At 49.2% G+C, this 24,695-nt stretch carries 18 protein-coding genes and 2 tRNA genes; 12 read left to right on the top strand and 8 right to left on the bottom strand.

The annotated features are described in order from the left end of the window. The first annotated feature begins 9 nt into the window (after window positions 1–9). The gene (locus KWJ01_RS06340) at window positions 10–582 is read left to right on the top strand and encodes an NUDIX domain-containing protein (protein WP_224995587.1); all 573 of its coding nucleotides are present in this window, start codon (window positions 10–12) and stop codon (window positions 580–582) included. A gap of 109 nt (window positions 583–691) precedes the next feature. Here the strand turns inward: KWJ01_RS06340 and KWJ01_RS06335 are convergent, their stop codons facing one another. Together KWJ01_RS06335 and KWJ01_RS06330 are read right to left on the bottom strand one after the other, a co-directional pair. Then, on the bottom strand, window positions 692–1,189 hold the full coding sequence (locus KWJ01_RS06335) for a hypothetical protein (protein WP_224995586.1): 498 nt from the start codon (window positions 1,187–1,189) through the stop codon (window positions 692–694). A gap of 140 nt (window positions 1,190–1,329) precedes the next feature. Further along, window positions 1,330–6,279, bottom strand: a complete 4,950-nt coding sequence (locus KWJ01_RS06330) for a translocation/assembly module TamB domain-containing protein (RefSeq protein WP_224995585.1) — start codon at window positions 6,277–6,279, stop codon at window positions 1,330–1,332. 443 nt (window positions 6,280–6,722) lie between these two features. Between KWJ01_RS06330 and KWJ01_RS06325 the strand changes: the two genes are divergently transcribed. The 6 genes from KWJ01_RS06325 (at window position 6,723) to KWJ01_RS06300 (ending at window position 11,522) form a co-directional block, all read left to right on the top strand. Next, window positions 6,723–7,196 carry a (2Fe-2S)-binding protein gene (locus KWJ01_RS06325; RefSeq protein WP_224995584.1) on the top strand — a complete coding sequence of 158 codons (474 nt, stop codon included), beginning with the start codon at window positions 6,723–6,725 and terminating at the stop codon, window positions 7,194–7,196. Next, a complete protein-coding gene (locus tag KWJ01_RS06320) occupies window positions 7,183–9,366 on the top strand; it encodes a molybdopterin cofactor-binding domain-containing protein (protein WP_224995583.1) in 2,184 nt (727 codons plus the stop codon). The genes KWJ01_RS06325 and KWJ01_RS06320 overlap by 14 nt, the downstream gene beginning before the upstream one ends. A gap of 29 nt (window positions 9,367–9,395) precedes the next feature. Next, a complete protein-coding gene (locus KWJ01_RS06315; RefSeq protein ID WP_224995582.1) occupies window positions 9,396–9,797 on the top strand; it encodes a cytochrome c in 402 nt (133 codons plus the stop codon). An 82-nt stretch (window positions 9,798–9,879) separates the two neighbouring features. Next, the gene (locus tag KWJ01_RS06310; RefSeq protein WP_224995581.1) at window positions 9,880–10,332 is read left to right on the top strand and encodes a GNAT family N-acetyltransferase; all 453 of its coding nucleotides are present in this window, start codon (window positions 9,880–9,882) and stop codon (window positions 10,330–10,332) included. Window positions 10,333–10,401: 69 nt separating this feature from the next. Continuing rightward, window positions 10,402–11,139 carry an MBL fold metallo-hydrolase gene (locus KWJ01_RS06305; protein ID WP_224995580.1) on the top strand — a complete coding sequence of 246 codons (738 nt, stop codon included), beginning with the start codon at window positions 10,402–10,404 and terminating at the stop codon, window positions 11,137–11,139. Between the two features lie 50 nt (window positions 11,140–11,189). Next, window positions 11,190–11,522, top strand: a complete 333-nt coding sequence (locus KWJ01_RS06300) for an antibiotic biosynthesis monooxygenase (RefSeq protein WP_224995579.1) — start codon at window positions 11,190–11,192, stop codon at window positions 11,520–11,522. 54 nt (window positions 11,523–11,576) lie between these two features. On the opposite strand, the gene KWJ01_RS06295 is transcribed toward KWJ01_RS06300, so the two are convergent. Both KWJ01_RS06295 and KWJ01_RS06290 read right to left on the bottom strand, forming a co-directional pair. Further along, window positions 11,577–11,651 (bottom strand) — tRNA-Val (locus KWJ01_RS06295). Window positions 11,652–11,724: 73 nt separating this feature from the next. Continuing rightward, window positions 11,725–11,802: transfer RNA gene (locus KWJ01_RS06290), tRNA-Val, on the bottom strand. Between the two features lie 354 nt (window positions 11,803–12,156). On the opposite strand from KWJ01_RS06290, the gene KWJ01_RS06285 reads away from it, so the two are divergent. From KWJ01_RS06285 to KWJ01_RS06275, 3 genes are all read left to right on the top strand, one after another. Next, window positions 12,157–14,664 (top strand): AsmA family protein, encoded by a 2,508-nt coding sequence (locus tag KWJ01_RS06285; RefSeq protein WP_224995578.1) that lies wholly within the window; start codon window positions 12,157–12,159, stop codon window positions 14,662–14,664. Window positions 14,665–14,763: 99 nt separating this feature from the next. Beyond that, window positions 14,764–17,070 (top strand): TonB-dependent receptor, encoded by a 2,307-nt coding sequence (locus tag KWJ01_RS06280; protein ID WP_224995577.1) that lies wholly within the window; start codon window positions 14,764–14,766, stop codon window positions 17,068–17,070. Between the two features lie 3 nt (window positions 17,071–17,073). Continuing rightward, window positions 17,074–17,889: a DUF4249 family protein gene (locus KWJ01_RS06275; RefSeq protein ID WP_224995576.1), complete on the top strand. Its 816-nt coding sequence runs from the start codon at window positions 17,074–17,076 to the stop codon at window positions 17,887–17,889. On the opposite strand, the gene KWJ01_RS06270 is transcribed toward KWJ01_RS06275, so the two are convergent. Both KWJ01_RS06270 and murF read right to left on the bottom strand, forming a co-directional pair. Further along, the gene (locus tag KWJ01_RS06270) at window positions 17,890–18,552 is read right to left on the bottom strand and encodes a DUF2461 domain-containing protein (RefSeq protein ID WP_224995575.1); all 663 of its coding nucleotides are present in this window, start codon (window positions 18,550–18,552) and stop codon (window positions 17,890–17,892) included. 4 nt (window positions 18,553–18,556) lie between these two features. Then, window positions 18,557–19,852: a UDP-N-acetylmuramoyl-tripeptide--D-alanyl-D-alanine ligase gene (murF, locus tag KWJ01_RS06265; protein WP_224995574.1), complete on the bottom strand. Its 1,296-nt coding sequence runs from the start codon at window positions 19,850–19,852 to the stop codon at window positions 18,557–18,559. A 51-nt stretch (window positions 19,853–19,903) separates the two neighbouring features. Here murF and KWJ01_RS06260 point away from each other — a divergent pair, with 51 nt between their 5' ends. Together KWJ01_RS06260 and KWJ01_RS06255 are read left to right on the top strand one after the other, a co-directional pair. Further along, on the top strand, window positions 19,904–22,084 hold the full coding sequence (locus tag KWJ01_RS06260; protein ID WP_224995573.1) for a T9SS type A sorting domain-containing protein: 2,181 nt from the start codon (window positions 19,904–19,906) through the stop codon (window positions 22,082–22,084). Further along, window positions 22,081–22,575: a hypothetical protein gene (locus tag KWJ01_RS06255; protein WP_224995572.1), complete on the top strand. Its 495-nt coding sequence runs from the start codon at window positions 22,081–22,083 to the stop codon at window positions 22,573–22,575. Before KWJ01_RS06260 ends, KWJ01_RS06255 begins: the two co-directional genes overlap by 4 nt. On the opposite strand, the gene KWJ01_RS06250 is transcribed toward KWJ01_RS06255, so the two are convergent. Next, window positions 22,568–23,359, bottom strand: coding sequence for an amidohydrolase (locus KWJ01_RS06250; RefSeq protein ID WP_224995571.1), 792 nt, complete (start codon window positions 23,357–23,359; stop codon window positions 22,568–22,570). The genes KWJ01_RS06255 and KWJ01_RS06250 overlap by 8 nt on opposite strands. Then, a complete protein-coding gene (locus KWJ01_RS06245; RefSeq protein WP_224995570.1) occupies window positions 23,347–24,501 on the bottom strand; it encodes a methionine aminotransferase in 1,155 nt (384 codons plus the stop codon). Before KWJ01_RS06245 ends, KWJ01_RS06250 begins: the two co-directional genes overlap by 13 nt. Between the last annotated feature and the right edge of the window lie 194 nt (window positions 24,502–24,695).

Raw genomic sequence — 24,695 nt, 5'->3', positions numbered from 1 at the left:
CCATTCCAGATGATAAAAGCAAAAGAAAACCACATGAAGATCCAGAAGAACGAAACGATATATAACGGCTTTTATAGCTTTAAAAAGCTTACTGTTGAAGATAAGGGCAAAACTTTTGAAAGGGAGGTATTTGATATAGGCAGTGCCGCTGCCGCGCTTGTTTATAATACAGCTACAGATAAATACATACTGGTAAAGCAGTACCGATATGGTGCCGGCAGAGCGTTGCTGGAGATTGTTGCCGGCATTGTTGAAAATGAGCAGGGAGATCCGGAAAAAACAATCAGGAAAGAAATTGAGGAAGAAACCGGTTATGAAACAGACCACCTGGAGCATATATGGGATTTCTATCCCTCGGGTGGGGCGAGCACTGAAAAACTGTTCCTGTATTATGCCGAAGTGAGTACTAAAAAAGCAGAAGGGGGCGGGCTGGATGAGGAGCACGAGGAGATAGAGGTATTAGAATACAGCCTGGACGAATTGCTCTCCCTACAGCTGCTCGATGCTAAAACCATTATAGCGGTGCAATGGCTGGCCTTTAAAAAGGGCAGGTCTCTAAATAATCCGGGGGCAAAGATCTGATACTGATTGCGCGTAAATACGATGCGCTTTTCACATCACCCTTAAGTTTGCGCAGTACGGGCCAGCTTAGCTTAAATACCGGCAGATGCTGCGGAGAAATGGGAGCGGCTTAGGCTGTTTGCTCCAGGATACCGCGGCGCTTGTGCACTTTCAGGCCAAACTTTTCCTGCACAATGCTGCGAATGCGCTGCTCTGCAAGGCTGGTACGGTTACCGGCAGGTTGTAAAACAGTAATGCCCAGCAGTAGTCTTACAAAGGCAGGGTCGGCACATAACTGGCTGCACCATTGGGCAAAGCACTGGCTCCAGTCGAGGCGATACTGCTCCAGGTGTGTTTTTCCGTTGAAGAGGAGCTCCAACTGGTTGCTGCTGTTGCGGTAGCGGTATATGGCAGCCAGGGCATCGTACATATGGTGGAGGCTGTCTGTTGCAGGCTGGGTTTTGCAAATGCGCAGGGTAGTGCTATCCAGCAGTCCAAGCGGGTTAAAATGCTGCTGGTAGGCATGCCGGGCCTGGCTGCAGAGGTAAAGCAGCAGGCGCTGACGGAGGCCTTCCTGGGCTTCCCGCAGCAGATAATTTTTATCGTAACGAAAAAATCTGATTTGCATTCAGGGCAAAAATAAAGCTTTTTGCCATTTCTTAGCCATTTTCCTAATTCAGAATTGGAATAAATTACCAGAAGACAGTAAAACAATAAAAGGCCGGCACTGAAGTTTCAGCACCGGCCTTTTATTCATTCTATGTTTACTTAAAGTTCTGTTTTTACAGCACCGTCAGATTTCAGCATTTCCCGCTGGGTTGGTTCTCTGCCAAAAAGGCCCTGCAGGGAATCAAAGTGTTTGAAGTAAGAGAGCGCTACGCCTGTTTTGGGAATAAACTCATTGGTGAGCACATCGCGGTCGTTACGCTGGAAGATCTTGAGGTTAAGATTTCCTTTTTCATTAATGTGGTACAGAACGGCAAAGTTACCCGCGAACTGTGTGCCGCTGCTGCCCGCTGGACCGCCGCCACCGCCTGCATTCACGCTGCTTACGCCACCAAACTGCACCTCAACACGGTCGTTGAACAGGGAGCGGCTCAGGTTAAATCCAACATCTCTTCCGCCACCACCAATGGTGTTAGCGCCTTCGCCCTGCTGTGATTCTATGTCAATCTCTATTTCTACTCCCAGGTAATCCTGTGTAACAGCATTAAGCTGATCGGTAAGGAAGCTGCTTAGGCTCTGGTCAATGCGGGCATTTACTGCTCCTGCGGCACCACCACCACCCGGACCTGTTTCCAGCGGGTTTTCAGCAATAAAGCGGTTCAGCACAATAAGCCCGAATACCTGCCGGAACAGGGCCGATTCGTCGTTTTTGATTTCTTCCAGTGCCCTGGCTACCACACTGCTGCTCATGGCGCCATACTGCGATTCGGGTGCTACAATATCGAAAGAAAAGACAGGGTCTTCCAGGGTGCCATTCATGCTCATTAGAACATTTACAGGCTCTTTGCGGCGGGCGGCAGCATACTCAGTAGTTCCCTCCTCAACATACCTGTTAACCAGGGGCAGCCTGCTGGCCTCTGTGGTGTAAATGGCTGTTAGGTTTAGCTCAGCATTGAGCGGATCGCCACTGAATGCTACCGTACTACCCTCCTCTATGGCAAAGCTCTTTTGTATTACCTCCATAAAGCTGAGGCGGTAGCGTCCCTGTTCAACTTCGTACACACCCTGCAGGTTCAGATCGCCATTAGGCTCCATGCGCACCTGTAAGTCTGCAGATCCCTGCACTTCCAGAAAATCTCCGGTGCCCGGATCTACCACTACCGTGAATGTTGCAGTTTCAGGTACTGTAACAGATGTTATCAGGGTAAAATAGCTTGTACTGGCAACATCTCCTAAAGTATCGGCCTGTACACCTGCAGAGGTGGTATCCTGTGCCAGGAAAGCATTGGTATTAACAAAATTAATGTAGGCTGCAGTACCGGCATCTGCATCTTCAGATTGCATAACCAGGGCAAAATCTGTTCTGTCGCCAACCTCCAGGCTGCCTTTCACCACTATATCGTCCATAGGGCCCCGTATTTGCGAATTGGTGCTCACAAACAATCTGCCATAGAACAGGGCATCCAGATCCCTGTCTTTGTTTACAACCAGGAAGTTATCTGAGTTAACATCAAGATTAAATCTGAAATCAGTAAAGAACTGGTGTGCCACCTGTCCATTTATAACCAGCTCCTGGTTTAGAGAATCTCGCAGGGTGAAGCTATCGAAGCTGATGGCTTCATTGTTGATGTCTACATATTCGTTGTTCAGGGTATAGCGTGAGCCAGTAAGAGCCGGGCGGAAGGCACTGTTTTCATTAAAGCCTATCTGACCCTCCACGCGTGGCTCATTCAAGGTTCCGGCAATATCGATACTGCCCTGCAGGCTGCCGCTAACATCGGTAATAAATTCTTCTACAAAGGGCTCCCAGGGCTCCAGTTTAAAAGAGTTTATGTCTATATCCAGCGCCATGGCATTGGTGCTGTCTGCCATATTGAGGTAGCCGGCAATGGTTAGGTCGTTGCCGGGGCCCTGCAGTGAAATATCGGTATTGATCCTGCCATTTGCAGATGCCTGGTTCATTTCTATCTGTACATCACCCACCAGCAGGCTGTCTACCACCAGGTTGTTAATCTGCAGGTTTGCCTCAATGGCAGATATATTCATGGGCTGTGTAAGCTGTACTCTGCCATCCAGGGTGGCGGCAAGTTTGTAATCTTCCATGCCCATGATATCCATAAAGTCGCCAATCTGGAACTGGTCTATCTGGGCGATGAGCAGGGGATTGGGGGTGCCTTCCCTTTCGGTGTTTACAGCCAGCAGTTGTTGGCCCTGCGCAAGGGCAAAATCTCTGATATAAAGGTATTCCGGCGCATACCTGATTACAGCATCACTGGCCAGCTCGTATTGCTGCCCTTTCAGGGCCAGGTCTGTCTGGTCAAGTGCCAGGGCTATGGTATCGCCCCTAAACCTAACGGCTCCACCCAGTAGTAAGTGGGTGCTGTCGTTCTGGGGGGCAAGGCCAAGGTCAAAGTGCAGGCTATCCTGTGCCCAGTCGCCATTTAGCTCAAACTGTGGTATATCGGCCAGCGTTCCTACCTTTATCTGATCAGCATCAACATCAAAGGAAAAGACTCTGTCGACAGTTGTGGCATCAATAATTAAATTACGTATTACAACTGAGTCTGCCCAGGAAATGCCTGGCGCATTCATATCCAGGTCAAAGGCACGCTCGGCATCTCTAAGCTCTGCGGTAAGGGTTAAGGGGTGGAGCAGCTCCAGGTCTGGCACAAAGGCTTTGGCAATAATGGGTTCATCCCACATATTTATCTCCAGCCTTATTTCATCACTGCCTTCAATTACATCTTCTTCTGTTGGTTTAGCGGCAGTAACATAGTAGCCAGTGAAATTGTCTATTACATTCTGCAGGTTGGCAAACAGGTATTTGCCTGTTAAGCTGGCCGACATAAAATCGCTGACCAGGTTAATGTCTCTTTCTCCGCTGGGTTCTTTGGTGGAGGTTACGATGAGGCTGTCGAGCGACCAGCTCTTGGCACCCCGGATGAGTTCTGTTTCCCGCAAAGCCATCACGCCCTCTATCTGGTCGGGGTCCTGGCCTCTTACTTCAGCCACAAGCTTGGTGCTTACGATAATACTATCGGGGCTAAGGTTGAGGCGATACATGTTGAGCCTGTCGAGGTTAAGCTCTGCCTCAACCAGGGGCAGTGAATCTTTAAGATCGGAATGGGCGTAAAGGTCGAAGTTTAGAAAGGGGTCTTCATAGGCCGCTACTACTTCCATTACACTGTCTACAAAATAGCCCTCTGCGGCCAGTCCTTCATAGGTGTAATCATTATACTCCAGTTCTTCTATCAGCACAGAGAACTTCTCCACATCTATCTGGCTGCCATTGCCATCTACCCGCACTTTGCTGCTAAGGGTAACCTGGCCAAGCCCAAGACTGTCGCCTACAAAGGGGCGCAGGTCAAAGTTCGTAGCATCTACATTGCCTGCCAGTATAAAGCGGCTGTCGGTAGGTGCGCGGTAGAGCATATTGGTTTCCAGCAGGCCCACGCCGCTCCGAAGGCGGGCTACCACATCTACATTCTGCGGGGTACCTTCGGCCTGGGCAATCAGGTTAAGCCGGCCTGTTTGCCGGGCGGCAGGGGGCAGGTCGGGCATAAAGGCAAACTCCTCCAGGTAGCTGGCGGTGGTGCTAAGCTCCTGCACCTGCACATCAAAGCGAACGGTGTTGAGGTCATTTAGTCCGCTGGCAGTGGCAGTAGCCCGCATGTTAAGGCCGCCATCTTCTGTTCTTAGGTGCAGGGTTGGTACCGCGGCTTCGTTATCAGCAACCCGTGCCTCCAGGTCTAGCAACAGGCTAAGCTGGCTAAGTTTTGGCAGGGTATCCAGGCCGGGGGTAAAGTAGGTGGCATCTTTCATGCCAATAACGGCATTGCTGAGGTTGGCCGACACCTGCAGGCCTGCCAGCATATCTGCCCCCGGTTCAATGGAGAGCTGTTCTATTCGTACCTCATCGGTAATGCGGGTGTTCGGGGTAAGTACCTCTTTTAGGGTTGCCGAGAACATGGGCAGCTCCAGTGCTACCTCCATGGCAAAATTCTCCAGCACAAAGCCACTGTTTTCTTCAATGGCTGCTAGCTGGTCTACACTAACATTAAGGGTGTCGCCAGCCAGGTAAAAATCGCTGATGCCAATATCAATGTTGCGCAGGTCGAGGTTTTCGAAGTTTATGGTACCCTGCTCTGTTTCCTCGCTGGTCTGGAAAAGGAACTGGGTGTTTTTAACATCGAAATTTTCTACTGCTATGCGAAAGCCACTGGGGTTGAGCATGGCAGAATCCAGCTCCTGGGCTACCTCGGGAGCGGTGGCAAGCGTATCTTCTGCGGGTGCAGCTGTCAGTTGTTGGAAAGAGCCGTTAAGGTCGCGGATATCAACATTGGAAACCCGCACATGCTGCTGCTCGAGCCCCAGGGTCTCCAGCTCTGCCAGCAGGTAAGGTGCATGAACATTGAGCCTTAAACTGGAGGAGTCGTCTACAAAACGAAGGCGTACATCCTCGAGCCGGGCCTGGTAGAGGTCAAACTCAAAACCAGTGCTGGTGGTGTCTACAGCTGTAGTATCTGAGGTAAAACTGTCTACAATAAACTCATAGTTAAACTTTGTGCTATCCTGCTGGCGGTACAGGTTGATGTATGCATCTTCCAGGGCAACCTCATCCAGGGTGAGGCGCGAATCCAGGAGTGCAAAAGCACCTATGTCTGCCTTTACAAATCCGGCCCACAGCAGGGTATCGCCAGAAAGGTCTTCAATGTATACATCCTGCAGGGTTGCAGTCTCAAAAAAGCGGATATTAACCTTACCAATGCTTACCGTAGTGCCCCATTGCTTAGCAAAGTTATCGGCAACTTTTTGTGTTACTTTGGTTTGAACTGCAGGTATTTGCAGCAGGATAATAATAAGTACCAGCAGGCCTAATATGCCTCCAATGATATACAGCAGCCACTTTATGGGGAGCCATATATAGTGTCCGATTGATTTATTAGTAGCGATAGTTGTAGCATTTAAGTACCCTTTATTAACTGAAAACAGGGGCTCAAGGTTATGACAGCCAGCTTTTGTTCTTTTGCCTTTGTTAGATTTGTTTAACAACTAAGGCTTGAAAATCAGTGCTATATAAACAGTTGTGGGCGTGCAGGCAGCAAATGCCAGGCTTGTTACTGCAGCGGAAAAGCTGAATATTTACTTTGCTCTATGCCCTGGTCCTGACTTCCCGAGTGGAAAAAATGGATGAAGTACCGGCAGTACGATAAGAATACTTCAATCTTCAGAATAATAAACCTGCTTGATGAGTGTCTGCAAGGCGAAAGTTGCAGCACTGGCTATCGGCAGTTAGTGTCAGGCGCTGCATGGAAAAACAGCACCGACTACTTTGTTTGCTCATCTGATGAGAGGATGTACCTGTAACAGACACCATAAGATTCAGGCAGATGCTGTTACTCCTCCTCCTTATTTGCCGCTCATAAAAAATCGACTGCCAATGCATTCGATGTAGTAGTAAATTATTATCTTGATTAGGATTAATACAATTTTTTATGGCAGAATATAAGTTAAGCATTAACGGGGAGAACCTTACGGTTGAGGTAGAACCTGCAACGCCATTGCTCTGGGTAATAAGGGACACCCTTGGAATGCCTGGCACCAAATTTGGCTGTGGTATGGCCCAGTGTGGCGCCTGTACTGTTCACTTAGATGGAACCGCTATAAGATCTTGTACTTTTCCTGTTTCGGCGGCGGTTGGTAAAAAGATCACAACCATTGAAGGCATCAGTGAGGATAATTCCCATCCGGTACAGCGGGCATGGATAGAACTGCAGGTTCCGCAATGCGGCTACTGCCAGTCTGGGCAGATCATGTCTGCCGTAGCCCTCCTGAGCAAGAACCAAAAACCATCTGATGAGGATATAGACCTGGCCATGCAGGGAAACTTATGCCGCTGCGGCACCTATCCGCGTGTAAGAAAAGCAATTCACCTGGCTGCTAAAATGATGACGCATGAAATCAACTAAGGGAGTTTCAAGAAGAACCTTTTTGAAAAGGAGTTCTGCCACCGGTATTTTTCTGGCACTTGGTTTTCCGGCCGCTGCCCTGGAGGCTGTAGCTGAAAAAATGCCCCCGCTGCAGAACATGGCGCTCGAAGCCCTGAAAGGCATAGAGATAAATCCTTTCATCATCATTGATCAATCAGGAAAGATCACCATCATCAGCCATAAACCCGATATGGGGCAGGGCACCTGGCAGTCTATCCCTACCGTTGTGGCTGAAGAACTGGATGTAGACCCGGCCACAATTACCATCAAATCATCAGTAGGTGAGAAAAAGTTTGGCGACCAGCTGGCAGCCGGCAGCAGCAGTATCAGGGGCTCGTGGAATACCCTTAGAAATTCTGGTGCTGCAGCCAGGGAAATGCTGATGACTGCTGCCGCCCGGCAATGGGGTGTGCCTGTGGCAGAATGCAGCACAGCCAATGCCAGGGTACTTCATACTTCCACAGGTAAAAGCTTGGGCTATGGTGAACTGATAGAAGCGGCCAGTACACTACCTGTTCCTGCCGAGCCAAAGCTTAAAGCAGCTACAGCATTTAAATGGGTGGGTAAATCTGTGCCAAAGCCTGATGTTCCGCTAAAGGTAAACGGCAGTGCAGTATATGGTATGGATATGAAGGTGCCAGGCATGCTGTATGCCTCTGTTGAACGCTGCCCTACCATAACGGGTAAATTGGTAAGCTTTGATGACAGCAAAGCAAGGGCCGTAAAAGGGGTGAAACATGTGATAAAATCTGAAAGACCTTTTTTCTCCAGAACGTTTGAGGGCGTGGCTGTTATTGCTGATAGCTACTACGGTGCCCTAGAAGGCAGAAAAAGGCTGATGATAGAGTGGAACACAAGTGCAGAGAAAGAAGTAGACTCTGCTGCTTTTATTGCCAGCTTACATGAACTGGCAGGGCAGGAGGGGGCCGTTCATGACCAGGCACCGGAATTTAAGCAGGTGCTGGAACAGGCCGCTAAGAAACATATGGCCAGCTACGAAACACCTTTCCTGGCACATAGCCCCCTGGAGCCTGAAAATGCCCTGGTGCATGTGCGGGATGGAGAATGCGAAATATGGGCGCCTGTGCAGGGTCCCGATGGTGCAGTAAGAGCCGTGAGCGAATACCTGGGTATTCCCTATGATAAAGTGATTATCCATGTGCCTTTCCTGGGGGGCGGTTTTGGCCGTAAGGCTTTTACCGATTACATCCTGGAGGCTGCCTATCTTTCGCGAGAACTAAAAGCACCCATTAAAGTAGTGTGGACCCGCGAGGATGATACCCTGCAGGGACCTTTCCGTTCGGCCAGCGTAAGCAGAATGGAAGGCGCGCTAGACAAAGAGGGGAACGTGCTTGCCCTGCACCATAAAATTGTGGCGCCCAGCATACAGGGACAACTCTGGAATGGGCTAAAAGAAAATACACCCGATGCCTGGGCAATGGAGGGGATTAGCAAACATGATTCGCCCTACCAGATCCCAAATTATAAAACCAGCTTTGTGCTGGCAGAAACCAGTATTCCTATTGCCTGGTGGAGATCTGTATATGCCTCGGCAAGCATGTTCGGGCATGAGTCTTTTATTGATGAGCTGGCCCAGATGAACGGCAAAGATCCGCTGGAGTTGCGGATAGAGATGAGCCAGGGAGATTCCAGGTACCGCAAGGTACTGGAGGCGTTAAAGGAAAAGTCGGGCTGGGCTGCAAAGCCAGAGGCGGGTAAAGGGAAAGGCTGTGCCATTGCCAGATCATTTGGAAGTATAGTGGCGCATGCACTATTTATGGGGCGAAATAAAGAAGGTAAACTAAGGGTGGAAAAAGTTGTGAGTGTAATAGATTGCGGCACTTTTGTAAACCCCGATACCATCCGTGCCCAGACAGAAGGAAACATTGTAATGGGGCTAACGGCGGCTATTAAAGATCCTATTATCTTTAAGGAGGGAAAAGTACAGCAGACTAATTTCCACAACTACCGCATGTTGCGCATCAATGAAATGCCCGAGGTAGAGGTGCACATCATGCAAAATAATGAGCACCCCGGTGGCGTGGGAGAACCCGGCTTGCCGCCTGTAGCACCTGCCTTGGCCAATGCTGTATTCAGCGCCACCGGCAAAAGAATCAGAAAACTACCTATAAACCTGGATGAAGTATAATTATAAAATTGTTCATGTATAAACTGCCAATGAAATTACTCCTGGCCTCGCTGGCCATTACAGTAGTAGCCACCTCTTTTTCTCTGCAGCAGGATAATGGTTTGCCGGAAAGCATTAAAAGGGGTGAACAGATCTATGTCGCCAACTGTGTTTCCTGCCATATGATGGGCGGGGAAGGAATAGCAGGGGCCTTTCCTCCGCTGGCAAAGTCTGATTATTTGCTGGCCGACCCCGAAAGGGCCATCCATCATATTATTCATGGTGCTAGTGGAGAGATTACTGTAAATGGGGTGCAGTACAATGGCGTAATGCCACCGCAAAGCCACCTTAGTGATGAGGAAGTGGCCGATGTGATGAATTATATTATGAACAGCTGGGGAAACAAAGGCAAACAGATTACTGCCGGCCAGGTAAAAGCCAAAAGATCCTGAAGCCAATCCTTTAACTGATGAAATAGCCTCCCCTTCTGCCTGCTAAACCGGCAGAAGAGGAGGCCTTCCTTACTTGTGTGGTATGAAATCTATGGACTATCACATCGATAAAGTTGATGAAGCTGAATATCCTGAAGTTGTGGAGCTTTGGGAGGCTTCCGTACGCGCAACGCACGCTTTCCTGAAAGAGGAAGACATAGCGTATTTTAAGCCGCTGATTCTGCATGAATATCTGAAGGCGGTGGAACTACGCTGCATCAGGAATGATCGCCATACAATTGTGGGTTTTTTAGGTGTAGCAGAGCGCAAAATAGAAATGTTGTTCATTCATCCGGATGTAAGAGGGCATGGCATAGGAAAAATGCTGCTAAAGCATGCGCTCGAGAAAATGAAGGCGACCCGCGTGGATGTAAATGAAGAAAATATTCAGGCGGTGGGTTTTTATGAACACCTGGGTTTCAGAACAGTAATGCGATCGGCGCTGGATGCCATGGGAAAACCTTACCCGATCCTGCACATGGAGCTGAGCAGCTAAAGCAAGCCTCAATGCCAATTTATCTTTGCGTAACAGCCCCGCTTTGTTGATGGGCTTATCAGAATACCTATGGATGTAGATGTACTGGAAATCCCATTTATTTTTAACGGTAAAGAAGAAGCTGTTTATCCTGTTGTGCTACGTAACGGGCACGAAACCATACTGGTGGATTGCGGCTATGCAGGCTTTCTGCCAAAGATTGAAGCCGCAGCCAGGCGCCATGGTATTTTCCCGGAAGCATTTAGTGGTATCATCATAACACATCATGATATAGACCATATGGGTGGGCTGTATGAGCTAAAGGCTACATACCCTTCCCTAAAGGTCTACGCATCTGAAATTGAGGCAAAGTACATCAGTGGAAAAAAGAAGTCTCTAAGGCTGCAACAGGCGGAAGATCTCTATCCTTCACTTCCGGAGGAGCATAAGCAGGGAGCCCTATATTTCCAGGAAATGCTAAAAGCCCTTAAGCCTGTTGAGGTGGATCAAACTTTTGCAGAGGGTTTTGCGCCAGCTTCTTTCAGGGGAATCAGCATTATAAACACACCTGGCCATATGCCCGGCCACATTTCAATCTATGTGCCAGCGCTCAAAACCTTAGTTGCAGCCGATGCACTGGTTGTTGAGGGGGGTGAGTTAGAGATTGCCAACCCGCATTTTACCCTTGATTTGCCACAGGCGCTCGCATCAGTAAAGAAGCTGCAGCAGCTGGAGGTTGAAAAAATAATTTGCTACCATGGGGGCGTGTTTGAAGGTGATATCCACGGCAGCCTGAACAAACTGCTTGCCAGGTACAGCGAAGTCTGATCGATAAAGAGGGCTGACAGAAAGCTTGAAGAATACTTAAAATTTAAGAAATGATACAGGAAGTGGCGCTCCTCCAGGTGAAGAAGGGGCTGGAACATCAGTTTGAAAAAGATTTTGCATTAGCTTGCAAATACATCAGCGCTATTGATGGATACTTGAAGCATAGCTTGCAAAGGTGCATTGAACAGGAAAATAAATACCTGCTGCTGGTTACATGGAGAAGCCTGGAAGATCATACCATAGGCTTCAGGCAGTCGGCAGCGTACCAGGAGTGGAAAGCCCTGCTGCACCACTACTACGATCCTTTTCCAGTCGTTGAGCACTTCCAGCCAGTGCTCGAGCAAACAGGCAGAGCAGATACAGCTAAAACGGACAACGCCTGAAATAAAAAAAGGACGAACAAGATTTCTCCTATTCGTCCTTTTTGCTTTGGGTTGTGGGAGCAACAGGATTCGAACCTGTGACCCCCTGCTTGTAAGGCAGGTGCTCTGAACCAGCTGAGCTATGCTCCCAAAGTAAGTTTTTTCTGTTTTTCATCAGCCCTGCTGGCTGATGTTGGTAAAGGAAATTAATCCTTTTACATATTGGTGGGAGCAACAGGATTCGAACCTGTGACCCCCTGCTTGTAAGGCAGGTGCTCTGAACCAGCTGAGCTATGCTCCCAATATGTCAGTAGAGCTGTGTTTGTAAGGCAGGTGCTCTGAACCAGCCGGGGCGCGTAGTCTGAGCTATGCTCCCAATATGTTAAGTAGAGCTTTCTTTTTAGGTCGGACTGCGAAGGCCGTGCTCTGAACCTAGCCGATCCGAACCCGAGGCTGCAGTGTTCTGCGTATCTTCTTGTCCGAAAGGGAATGCAAAACTAACAAAGGTTTCTTTATACGCAAATAGTCTATTTCAAAAAATTAAAAATATTTTCCAGGCAGACTATTTCTTACGCCCAGGCACGTTATCTCTTTAGCAAGATTATAAGATTTTTTTCGCCTAAGAACCACTACCTTTGTCTTTATGCTCAGGCGCTTGGCTAAAATTTTCCTTTCGATGATGCTGGTACTGCTACTGCTGGTACTGGCTGCCTTTACCTTGGTACACGTTTACCAGGATGAAATTGTAGCCATGTTTGTGCAACAGGCAAACCGCTATGTTAAAACGCCGGTAAAAGCCGAAAAAATATCGGTTTCGCTATTTTCTACCTTTCCCCATGCGGCGGTTACCTTCGAGAACGTGTGGATCAGGGAATCTTATGAAGGCAGCGAGGAAGCACTGGCAACAGCAGGACACATTCACTGCTCTTTTAGCCTGCTGGACCTGCTGCGGAAAAAATACCGCATCCGCGAAATTCAGCTCCAGGATGCCGAGGTGTTCCTGAGGGTGAAAGCCAATGGCGAGGTAAACTATACCATCATTGAGCAACCCGATGATGAACCGGCAAACCCGGAGCAAAGCCTGCGCTTTGATCTTAACAGCATTAAGCTGGAAAATGTACGCCTGCACTATGCCGATAAGCAAAACGAACAACATTATAAACTGCTGGCTAAGTACCTGCGTGCCGGCCTGGGTATAGATGGTCCTCTCTACAGCATTGAGCTGAAAGGTAACCTGCATACCGACAGCCTGCTGGTGGGCAACGATGCCTATCTCCGGAATCAGCCCGTAGAGCTAAGCAGCCGGTTTACCTTTAACAACACGAGCGGAGATCTTCATTTTGCCCCAACAAACCTGCTGGTGCAGGATTCTGATTTCTGGCTCGAGGGTACGGTGGGTACCAGCGGTACCACCCGCCTTGACTTAACAATGGAGGCCAAAAAAGCAGACTTCCAAACCGTAGAAGCCATACTGCCCCTCGCTTTTACCAGCTCAGTGCGCAACTACCGCAGCAAAGGCGATATCTGGTTTAAGGGAACGGTAAAAGGCCTGGCGAGCAGTAAGGAAATACCCGAAATTGCAGTAGACTTTAAAACAGATGATGCCTCCTTTTACCACCCCGATTATAAGCAGGCGCTTGAGAAAATAGAACTGCGCGGCAGCTTTAGCAATGGCAGCAAGCGTTCGGCAGCCTCTTCGGTGCTGCGGGTAGACAGGCTGCAGGCAAGCCTCAACGGCCGGCCGGTAAGAGGTTCTTTTACCCTTAGTAATTTTGATGATTACTACCTTTCTTTCAGAACCGATTCAGAGCTCGATGCAAATTCGCTGCTGCGCTTTTACCCGATAGAAGGCGTAAGTAATGCCGGGGGCTTGCTAAAGGTTAACATGGAGTTTAAAGGCCGCCTGCAGGACCTTAAGCAAAGCAGTACCCTGCAAAGAATACAGGCAGGAGGCGAAGTGGTGCTGCGCGAGCTGAAGTTTCAGCGGCAGGGAGCGCCTTACCCCTTTACAGGATTAAATGGCAGCCTTATTTTCCGCAACCAGGATCTGGCCCTAAGCAACCTTAGCGGCAATGCAGGCAGCAGCCATTTTGTGCTGAATGGCCTGTTCAAAAATATTTTTGCTTACCTCCTGCTGGAAAACCAGCCAATTGCTATTGAGGCAGACCTGCAGTCTGATTTTCTGAACCTCGATGAACTGCTGGCAGATGCCAAAGCTACCGAAAGCAAAAGCCTGAAAGCCTCGGCTGCCCTGCCAGAGGGCGAAAAATACTATGCCTTCGACATCAGGCCCGATCTGAACCTGTATTTTAACTGCCAGGTAAAGCGCCTGCATTTCGATCGCTTCAGGGCGAAAGACCTAGCCGGTGAGCTGGTAGTTGAAAAAGGCGTTGCTTATGTAAAAGGAGCCCGCTTATCTGCAGCAGGTGGTAAAATGCAGCTGAACGGCCATATAGATGCTCGCAGGGCTAAGGATGTTATTGTAACGGCCAAAGCCCGCTTTGATGGCATCAATGCCGACAGTGTGTTTTATGTGTTCCATAACTTTAGCCAGAATTTTCTGGCAGACCGGCACCTGAAGGGTAAGATCAGTGCCAATGTAAGCACCAGCATGGAGTTCGATAAAAAGCTGAGGTTCCGCTACGAAAAGCTTATTGTAGACTCGGATATGCTAGTGACCAACGGGCAGCTGAAAGGCTTTGAGCCTATGCAGGCACTTTCCGCTTTTATCAATGAAAAACGACTGGCCGATATCAGCTTCTCCAACATCAGCAGCAAGGTAAGTGTGCGGAACGAAACCATTTACCTGCCTGCCACAACCATAGAATCGGATATCACAACCGTTACCATAGCCGGTACCCACACCTTTAATCAGGAGATTGACTATAGTGTTAAGGTGCCCCTGAAGGCTGTACTTACAGGAAAAAAAGAGCAGATGCCACCCTCTGCCGTACGTCCGGAGGCGGGTGCTCCCCACCTTTTTGTTAGGATTTATGGCACCACCGATGATTATAAAATCGGTTACGACACCTATGCAGTCAAAGAAAAGATAGTAACCGATATCAAAAAAGAAAAAGAAGAGCTGAAAGAAGTGTTTAAGAATAAGGGCAGAAAAACGGAAGATATAGTAACACCAGATGAAGAAGAGTTCTTCGACTGGTGATTGTTGTATTTTTAGTGTAATTGTTGTAACATTAGTATAGACAAACCGTGCAACCTTTTTTACCTGCAAACGGTATAAAGATCAAGACATGGGCTTTATATGCTAAGAGTACTTTTTGGGCTACTAATTTTCTCTCTCTCTTCGGCAAATATCTGGGCGCAGTCTTGTAAAATAAATGGTGAGGTACTGGATGCAACCACTGGCGAAAAGCTGCCGGGCGCTACAGTCTTCATAACTACTTTACAGGGAAGCGTTACAGATGCCAAAGGGCTTTTTACGTTTCAGGATCTAACTGCAGGAGATTATCAGCTGCAGGTCTCCTTCGTGGGCTATCAAAAGCAGCAACTCCGTTTAAAGCTTAATGCCGATACTACCTTAATGCTAAAGGTACGCCTGCTTCCCGAGCAGGAGCAAATGGAGGCGCTGGTGGTAGAGGCCAGCGTTGAACCCACCGCTTACACCAGTAATCTTACCAGTGTTACTTATCTTAAACCAAGTGATGTTCAGAAATCTGTAGGCATGCTGGGGGAAACCGATCTTGTAAAAACCCTGCAGCTTAAGCCGGGTGTGCAAAGCGGCAACGAAGGTAACAGCGGTTTTTATGTGCGTGGCGGCCAGTCAGACCAGAACCTGGTTTTGCTCGATGGTGTGAGTATCTACAATCCTTCACACCTCTTCGGGATGTTTAGTGTATTCAACAGCGACCTGCTAGAGGATGTAAGCCTGTATAAGGGCAGCTTTCCCGCCAGGTTTGGAGGCCGTTTATCTTCTGTACTTGATGTTGGCCTAAGGAATCCGGATCTGAAGAAATTCAAAGCCTCTGGCGGCACAGGCCTGATCAGCTCCAGGCTTACACTGGAGGGGCCGCTGGTAAAAGACAAACTTTCCTGGATGGTTTCCGGCCGTAGAACTTATTTTGATGTAATCACCAGGAGCATTAACCGGTCTATGGCCGATGATCCGGAATACCAGCCAATCCCTGATTATTACTTCTATGACCTGAATGCCAAGTTATTCTTTAAGCCCGGAAAAGACGATGAACTAAGTCTTACCCTGTACCAGGGCAGCGACAAGTTTTATTTTACCGACGATCGCTTTTCTTTCGATTTTCTATGGGGCAATAAAGCGGCTATTCTGCAGTGGCGGCACCTGTTTTCTGAAAGGCTAAGCAGTAACTTTTCTGTATCTGCTACAGAGTACAATTACCAGATCAGGAATAACATAGAGAATCTGTCGCAAACAGCCGGCTCCGGCATTTTTGACCTGAATGCAGCTGCAGATTTTTCGCTGGATCTGGGTAGCAGGCATTATGTTACCTTTGGTGCTGCCTTCTCACGGCACAGCTTTAATGTGCTGCGCATCCAGGAGAAAGAAAATGCAGATGCACTAAAGCTTAAATCAGAGAATACAGACGAGATACCTGCCTACGAAGGTGCGCTTTACGTTTCTGATGAATGGGAAATCAGCAAACGTGTAGGAGTAGAGGGTGGTTTACGGATCACGGGCTTTTCCGCCCTGGGGAACAACAAGATAGGCCTTGAGCCCCGCATGAGCTTAAGATGGCAGGCAGCCAGAAAAATAGCGCTCAAAGCCAGCTACAGCCAGGCTTACCAGTACGTGCACCTGGTGAACAGTTCTGCAACCTCGCTGCCTACCAGCTTCTGGTATCCCTCCAATAAAATGATTAAGCCGCAGCTGGCTACGCAGTATGCCCTTGGGCTGGATACAGAATTAAATGCCTCCTGGAGGTTCTCAAACGAACTCTATTACCGGGATATGCTCCACCAGATCGATTTCAGGAACGGAGCAGAAATGTACGGCAATCCCAATGTAACCGAAGACCTGATTTTTGGCAGGGGCCGGGCCTATGGCAATGAGCTTTACCTGGAGAAGGTTAAAGGAAAAACCACGGGCTGGATTGGCTACACCCTTAGCTGGACCTGGCGCAAGTTTGATGAGATCAATGGCGGCAACCCCTATCTGGCGGCCCACGACAGGCGCCACGATATTAGCGTTGTAATGCGGCAGCAGTTGGGAAAAAGGCTGGAGGCAAGTCTAACCTGGGTATATGGCACCGGCTCTTTCACTACCCTGCCGCCCGGCAGGTTCTATGTGCAGGGGCAGCAGGCATCTTTATCCAAGCTGGTGCCGCTTTATACCGAGCGTAATAATTTTCAGATGCCCGCCTACCACAGAATGGATGCCGGCTTAACCTATAAGCTGAAGCCCCGCTGGGGAGAGGCTGATATAAACCTGGGTGTATACAATGCTTATAACCGCCGGAATGTCTATTTTATGTACTTCGAGCGACTTCCCCAGGAAAAAAGTAAAGAATTAAAGCTGGTGGCAAGACAAGTCTCGCTGTTTCCGGTTCTACCATCAGTAAGTTTCAATTATAAGTTTTAACCTATGGCTCCATTCCGTACTTTATTATGTCTGGTGCCAATTGCTCTAATGGCTGCATGCAGTATGCAGGAAGAGGTAGACATTGATCTTCCTGGTCATACACCGGTAACCCTGGTAGAGTGTTACCTGGAACCAGGCCAGCCAGCCAGGGCGCTGGCAACTAAAAGTCTTGGGTATTTTGATGACCTGGAAGCTGCCGCTGAAAATGGTTTACAGATAAGCCTGCATAGCGGTGGCAGGTCTATTAACCTGGTAAACAGGCTGGTGGTAGACAGCGTGCGCAGGGTTTCTTACAACTACTATTCAGAAGATACCATCAGCTACCAGGAAGGGGTAAGCTGGGAAATGATTGTGTGGAATAACGAAAAGGAAATTGCCAGGGGCACTGCTAGTTTCTTACCCAGACCGGTGTTCAGAAAAATTGATTATGCGCTGGATGCCGAAGGTAAAGTTTCCCTGGAGCTTGAGGTGGAAGATAACCCGGCTACAGAAGACTTTTACCGGGTTATGTTACACCTGGAGGGTAGCCCGCCATGGGGCCATTTTGATGGATTATGGACAGATGCAAACGCTGCAGGTGGCGTTTTAAAAATAACTACCGGGCACCAGGTAGAAATGTTCGGCGACAGGCTTTTTGTAAGTGTATACCGGCTGGACAAAAATCACTACGAATTTATAGAGAGCCTGAAAAAAGCTTATGATGCTAACTATAATCCTTTTGCCCAGCCGGCAAACCTGGAGTCTAACCTGGTAGGTGAAAGTACAGGTGTTTTTACCGCCATCTCCCTTACGCGCGATACCCTCCAGATCAGGCGCTGATCAGGATACTGCCACATTCAGGTACTCCACAAAGGGCTGAACTGTAGTAAAGGCTTTCAGCAGCCTGTCGGGAAAGTGCTGCGACCTTACCTCCTCATCCTTAAAGGTACGCATGGCTAAAAAACTTTTCAGTTTCAGGAGCTCCACGTTAGGATGATCCTGGGGGTAACCCTTTGGCGGCCTCTGCAATTTCTCGCCCTGTATGGGGCCAAAGGTTTCCCGGAAGCCGGGTTCATCTACAATCTTCTTTAAGTCAGCCGCATTATAATCTACCTCCTGCCTTATCTTTCGCAACTGATCGGGCGGAGGCAGGTACATGCCCCCGGCAACAAGGCTCTCATCGCCCGGCTGCAAATGAAAATAGTAATGAGCCAGCGGCGCATGCCTGCCTCCCGCTGCAATGGCAGCGGCCATCCAGATCTTGTAGGGAGCTTTATCGGCACTGAAGCGTACATCTCGGTTAATCCTGAACATACAATCTTCAGGCCGTACATTCAGCAGGCTTTCGTCCCTTTCCTTTAATCCATCCAGTACCTGCGAGGTTAGCTCCTTAAAATGCTTGCGTGCCTGCTGGTAATCGGAGCGGTGGGCATCCATCCACTCCTTATTGTTGTTCTCTGCAAGCCGGGAGAGAAAGTCCAGTACAAAGGCGATATCAGCCATAGTGCTACAGTAAATCCACTACTGCCTCCAGCCCCATGCTGCGGGAGCCTTTGATCAGGAAAGTAGTATTCTCGAATTTTTTCTTTTTTAAGTAGTTCAGCAGCATATCACGGGTTTCAAAGTGAACACCCTCTGAATTATTATCCAGTGCGGGTATAATATGGATGCCGCAAAAGATGGTTTTATCAAAGTCATACTTGGCAATCAGTCGCCCCAGGTCATGATGCTCCTTCACGCTATCCTCGCCCAGCTCCATCATATCGCCTACAATGAGCACTTTATGCGGCCGCTGTAACAGGGCAAAGTTTTCAATGGCTGCCTTCATGGACGTGGGGTTGGCATTGTAGGCATCCAGGATAATGTAGTTACTACCCTTTTCAATAATCTGCGAACGGTTGTTGCCCGGCACATATTTAGCCACACCCTCATTGGCTTTCTCTTCAGGCACTTCAAAGAATTTGCCCAGGCAAAGTGCTGTTGCTATATTCTCAAAGTTGTAAATGCCCATCAGGTTTGTTTTTACCTGCTCCCCGTTTTCGGCTTTGAGTACTACAAAGGGATCGGCAGAAACCAGTTCGCAGTGGTAATAATCATCCTGGTTGGGGTAGTAAATCGGGTGCTCAAAACGTTTGCCCATGTTGCGCAGCACATCCATTCTGGAATTGATAAACACAGTGCCTTTGTTCTCTGCCAGCCACTGGTAAAGCTGGCTTTTGGCTTTCAGTACCCCATCGGCACCACCAAATCCTTCCAGGTGTGCTTTTCCAATGTTGGTAATCAGGCCATGGGTAGGTTCTGCAATCTGGCAAAGTTCAGCAATATCGTTAGGCCTGTTGGCGCCCATTTCCACCACCATTATTTCGCTGTCTTTGGGTGCATTAAGCAGGGTTAGGGGAACGCCTATGTGGTTGTTGAGATTGCCTTCTGTGGCATAGCATTTAAATTTTTGCTTAAGCACTGCATTTACAAGCTCCTTGGTGGTGGTTTTTCCGTTAGAGCCTGTAATACCAATTACCGGAATGCTTAGCTGATGGCGATGGTGGTTGGCCAGCTGCTGCAGGGCTTGCAGTGTATCCTTAACATAGAGGCATCCATCGGTAGCTGCCAGCTCTGGATCGTCCACTACCACATATTTGGCGCCTTTCTTTAAGGCATCCTTGGCAAACACGTTGCCATCGAAATTAGGACCTTTCAGGGCCACAAAAAGGCAGTCTTTGGGCAGCTTGCGGGTATCGGTGCTAACGCTGCTGCACTCCAGGTATTTTTTATAGATATCAGGAATAGATATGGTATTGGGCATATGTTTCGTTCTTTATATGGTAAATTGATGTTAAAAATTTAAGTTGGCAAGATGCAGCATAACTTTTACCTGCTAAGCCTTTTTTTTGCTCTTTTGTTAACCCCTTTTAGCAGCAGAGGGCAGGCCTACCAATACGAAACAGGGGTGCCGGTATCGGTAGGGCAGCAAAATCTGCAAATGCCCTGGGCCGGGGGGCTTAATGCTGTGCAAGCCAGTCTTGCCGATGTAAACGGCAACGGTGAGCCCGAATTGGTGCTTTTTGACCGAGGCAGTTCACAAGTGCAGGTGTTTGCACAAACGGCCCAGGGCTGGGTATGGTTACCCCAGGAGCGTTTTCGCTTTCCTGCAGACATAACAAACTGGCTGCTGTTGGTAGATTACAACGGCGATGGCCGGAAAGATCTTTTTACCTCCACACCGGCAGGAGTGCGGGTATTTGAAAACAGTGCTGCCGCTGGCCAGCCTGCTGCCTGGAGCCTTGCTTACCAGCTCCTGGAGTACCCCGGCAGCAACGCTGCTGTAAACCTTTTGGTGAACAGTGGAGATGTACCCCTTATTGCCGATACCGACGGCGATGGCGATATAGATATCGCTTCTTTTGATCCCTCGGGTACTGGCACTATCCGCTGGTATAAAAACGTAGGCGTAGAAAATTTTGGACGCAGCGATACCCTGGTGTTTGAGCTTGCCGACCGCCACTGGGGCGGACTCACAGAGTGTGCCTGCAAGGAGCTGGCATTTAATTATGCCGCCTGCCCCGACGAAGGCGGTAGAGCCGCACAGCGTCCGCTGCACGCAGGGGGCAAAAGCCTGCTCTGGCAGGACCTGAATGGAGATGCCGTACCAGATCTGCTGCTTGGCGACGAAGAATGCACCTACCTCTACTACCTGCCAAATGCAGGAACTGCCGCCGCACCTGTGTTCAATACTTTTGATACAAAGCTTCCCGGCGCAGCTACGGCTACCGATTTTCCATTTCCGGCCGCTTATGCCCTGGGAGATGATATCCTTGTATCAACAAACCTTAAAACTGCCGGAGCGCAGATGGATTACGGGCACTCGCTCTGGTTGTATGAGCAACAGCCGGGAGGTGGCTACAGCCTTACACAAAATGATTTTTTACAGGGGCAGCAGCTGGATGCCGGTGAAGAAGCACGTCCCGCTTTTATTGATATAGATGCAGATGGTGATCTGGACCTCTTGCTGGGAAACAGAGGGCAACTGCAGGCCGATGGTTACTATGCAAAGCTGCAGCTATATGAAAACACAGGCAGCGCCGGGGCACCGGCCTTTAGTTTAAAAGAAGCAGATTTCCTTGGTCTTTCAGCTGCAAAACACCAGTACCTGCAGCCACAGTTTGCAGATTATAATGGAGATGGAGCCCCTGATCTGTTGCTTACCGTGTACAACAGTGCTGCCAACAAGGTGCGCGTACTGGTGTACCTGAATACTGCCGCCTCGGGCATGCCCCTGCAGTTCAGTGGTTCACAGGTGCAGGATGTAGCCGTTCCCCTGACAACCTTGGATTATCCCTACTATTATGATGTAACTGGAGATGGTTTGCTGGATGTGCTTGCGGGCAGGTTCGATGGCAGCCTGCGCCTCTACACCAATACAGGAACGCTGGCTGCACCGGCTTTTGAGCTAAGCAGTGCTGCCTATAAAGGCTTTGCGCTGGATAACGTGCGGCGCCACCTGATTCCCTCTGTTGGAGATGCCGATGGCAACGGCCAGCCCGATTTGGTTGTTTCGGATGCCACCGGCGATGTGCGCATACTCCACTCCTTTTTAAGGGGCGATGCCTCTGCTGCTGCTGCACAAACAGTGGCTGTTGAAGTGGATGATTCAGCCTTTGGTGCCCGCCTGGGAGATAAAAGCTGGCCTGTGCTGGCACATTTATGGGCCGCAGAAGTGCCGGCGCTGGTGGTAGGGCAAATAGGCGGAGGCTTAGTGCTGCTGCGCAATGGCCAGGCTTTACCGCCGCCGGGAGAAGAGCAGCGTTTTGAGCTGCTTGTATATCCTAATCCGGCCTATTTAGCTACAGTTAAAATTCAAACAAATGCCCCAGCGCAGATCAGGGTGCTTAGTATGCTGGGGCAGGTAATAGCGCAATGGGAAACAGATGGCAGCAGGATTCTGGAGTGGGAGCCACAGCTGGCAGAGGGTATGTACCTGGTAGAAGCCCGTTTTGCAGGAGAGAGGAAAGTAAAGCGATTGCTGATTGTAAGATGATAAAATCACTGATATACATCCGAATTGCGGCAGAGGCACCTGCCGCTTACACAATTCCTTTACTGGAGGAGCTAAAGCAGCAGGTTACAGGTATTACCACCTTTGAGTTCGATAATTTTTCGGAAGAAAGTATCAGGCAGTATGCCATAGAGCTTTTAAAGCAGAGCCAGCGGGTTGCCATTGTTGTGGTTACAGAAGGAGCACCGGAGGGGCTGCTCCCGGCTTCATCATCTGCTAAAGGCGTGGAGGATGCCGTTGTAAGCCCGGCTGTTCCGGCAGGTGGGGCAGGGGCAGCAGGTGAGCCACCTATAACCGGCCTGACCACCTTCTTTAACCGCGTTTTAAAAGTTAAACCACCCCGTTTGCTGATGGCCCTGCAGGGAGAGCAGCCCCTGCTTCAGAAAATGATGCAGGCTGCTGCAGGCGAATACTTTTACCACAACCTGGAGGAACAAGAGCTTAAAAAGGTGCTGGAAGAGCTTTTTAACTGATGGTAAAGCTATCGGCATCCATCTGAGCGGGAAATTTATTTCTGAATTCCCTTAACTCCGAGGCACTGATCTTTTGGGTGCAGATATACTGACGGCGCTGCTCCTGGTACAATACTTCGCCTTTAGGGTTAATGAGGGAGGTGTATCCGTTATAATCAATTCCCTTGCCATCGATCCCAACCCGGTTTACACCTGCCACATAACAGAGGTTTTCTACTGCCCTGGCCTGTAGCAGAATTTTCCAGGCATCGATGCGGGCAGCAGGCCAGTTGGCTACGTAAAGCAGCAGGTCGTATGAAAGATCTCCATCCTCACGTACACGATTGCGGCTCCATACCGGGAAGCGCAGGTCGTAGCAGATCAGGGGGCAAATGCGCCATTCCTTCCATTCGCAAATAATAGGCTTATTGCCGGGGCTAAAGTAGTTGTGCTCGTCGGCCATGCGAAAAAGGTGCCGCTTGTCGTAATGCTGGTACTCACCATCGGGTTGCATCCAGATCAGGCGGTTGTAGTACTTTCCAGCCTCCTGCACTATATAGCTGCCGGTAATAACGGCTCCTGTTTGTGCTGCCAGCTGCTTCATCCAGCGGAAAGTACGGCTGTTCATAGGTTCGGCATTTTCCTCTACGTCCATGGTAAAGCCGGTTGTAAACATCTCGGGGAGCACAATCAGGTCAGTGTCGCTATTAATCTGCCATATTTTTTCTTCCAGCGCCGCCAGGTTGGCACTGGGTTCCTGCCAATACAACTCTGTTTGAATAAGGGTAATGCTTAAATCTTGCATAATAGTTCGGCTGCTTTACGCAGTGTTTCTTCCTGCTTGGCAAAACAAAACCTAAGCAGGCAATGATCCTGTTTATCTACGTAAAAGACTGAAATGGGTATAGCTGCAACGCCTTTTTCTACTGTTAACCACCGGGCCATTTCAACATCTGGCTTATTGCTGATACCACTATAGTCTAATAACTGAAAGTAGGTGCCGTTGCAAGGTAGTGGTTTAAACCTGCTGTCTTTTAAAAGTTCCAGAAAAAGATCATGTTTCTTCTGATAGAACTGAGGCAGGTGCTCATAGTTTTCAGGTTTCTGCAGGTAATCTGCCAGTGCCAGCTGGGTAGGGGTGTGGGTGCTGAAGGTGAGGTACTGGTGCACCTTTCTTATTTCGGCAGAAAAAGCTTCAGGCGCCACCACGTATCCGGCCTTCCAGCCTGTTGCATGAAAGGTTTTGCCAAAGGAAAATACAGCCGCTGCATGCTTCCTGATTTCGGGTCTCGATAAAACACTCTGGTGCTGCTGCCCGTCGTAGATCAGGTGCTGGTACACCTCGTCGGAGAGCACCAGCAGCTTGTGCTGCAGCACTAATTCCTCCAGCTGCAGCAGGTCGTCTGGCTGCCATGCACTGCCGGTAGGGTTGTGCGGAGTATTGATGATGATGAGCCTGCTGCGGGGGGTAATGCTGCTGCGGATTACGTTCCAGTCTGGACGGAAGCCGGGATACTGCAGGGGGATGTGTATGGGTTTGCCGCCCTGCAGGGCTACGGCAGGTGCATAGCTGTCGTAGGCCGGGTCCAGCACCAGGGCTTCATCGCCCGGGCCTATCACAGCTGCTATTACAGCGTACAGTGCCTCTGTGGCACCTGAGGTTACTGTTATCTCCTTTTCAGCATCGGGGGTATAGCCATAAATACGCTCTATCTTAGCAGCAATGGAGGTGCGCAGCTGTGGGGTGCCCGTCATGGGGGCATACTGGTTGCGGCCAAGCCGCATATAGTAGGCGACCCGCTCTATCAGGTCATCATCTATGGGAAAATCGGGAAAACCCTGCGAAAGATTAATAGCACCATGTGTGGCAGCCAGGGCTGACATTTGTGTAAAAATAGTGGTGCCTACCTGGGGCAGCTTACTCTGCAGAAGATGGGGTACTGGCATGGCGGGAAGTTAGGAGATTGATTATGTTTTGGCAAGTAGCGAAATAAGAAGCCTTACTAATTGTTACTTTTAGTGGAACGGCAGCTGCGGTATTCAGCATTTTAATCGGGATTTAATCTCTTGTGCTGGGGTAGTATACAGGAATAATGCAAATTGCGTTATTACACCAAGTGTATAATTTATGCCATGCTGCC

Source organism: Cesiribacter sp. SM1, assembly GCF_020178975.1.
In the GTDB taxonomy this organism is placed as follows: Bacteria; Bacteroidota; Bacteroidia; order Cytophagales; family Cyclobacteriaceae; genus Cesiribacter.
Note: the sequence above shows the minus strand (reverse complement) of the source record. Positions and strands in the feature narration are given on the sequence as shown.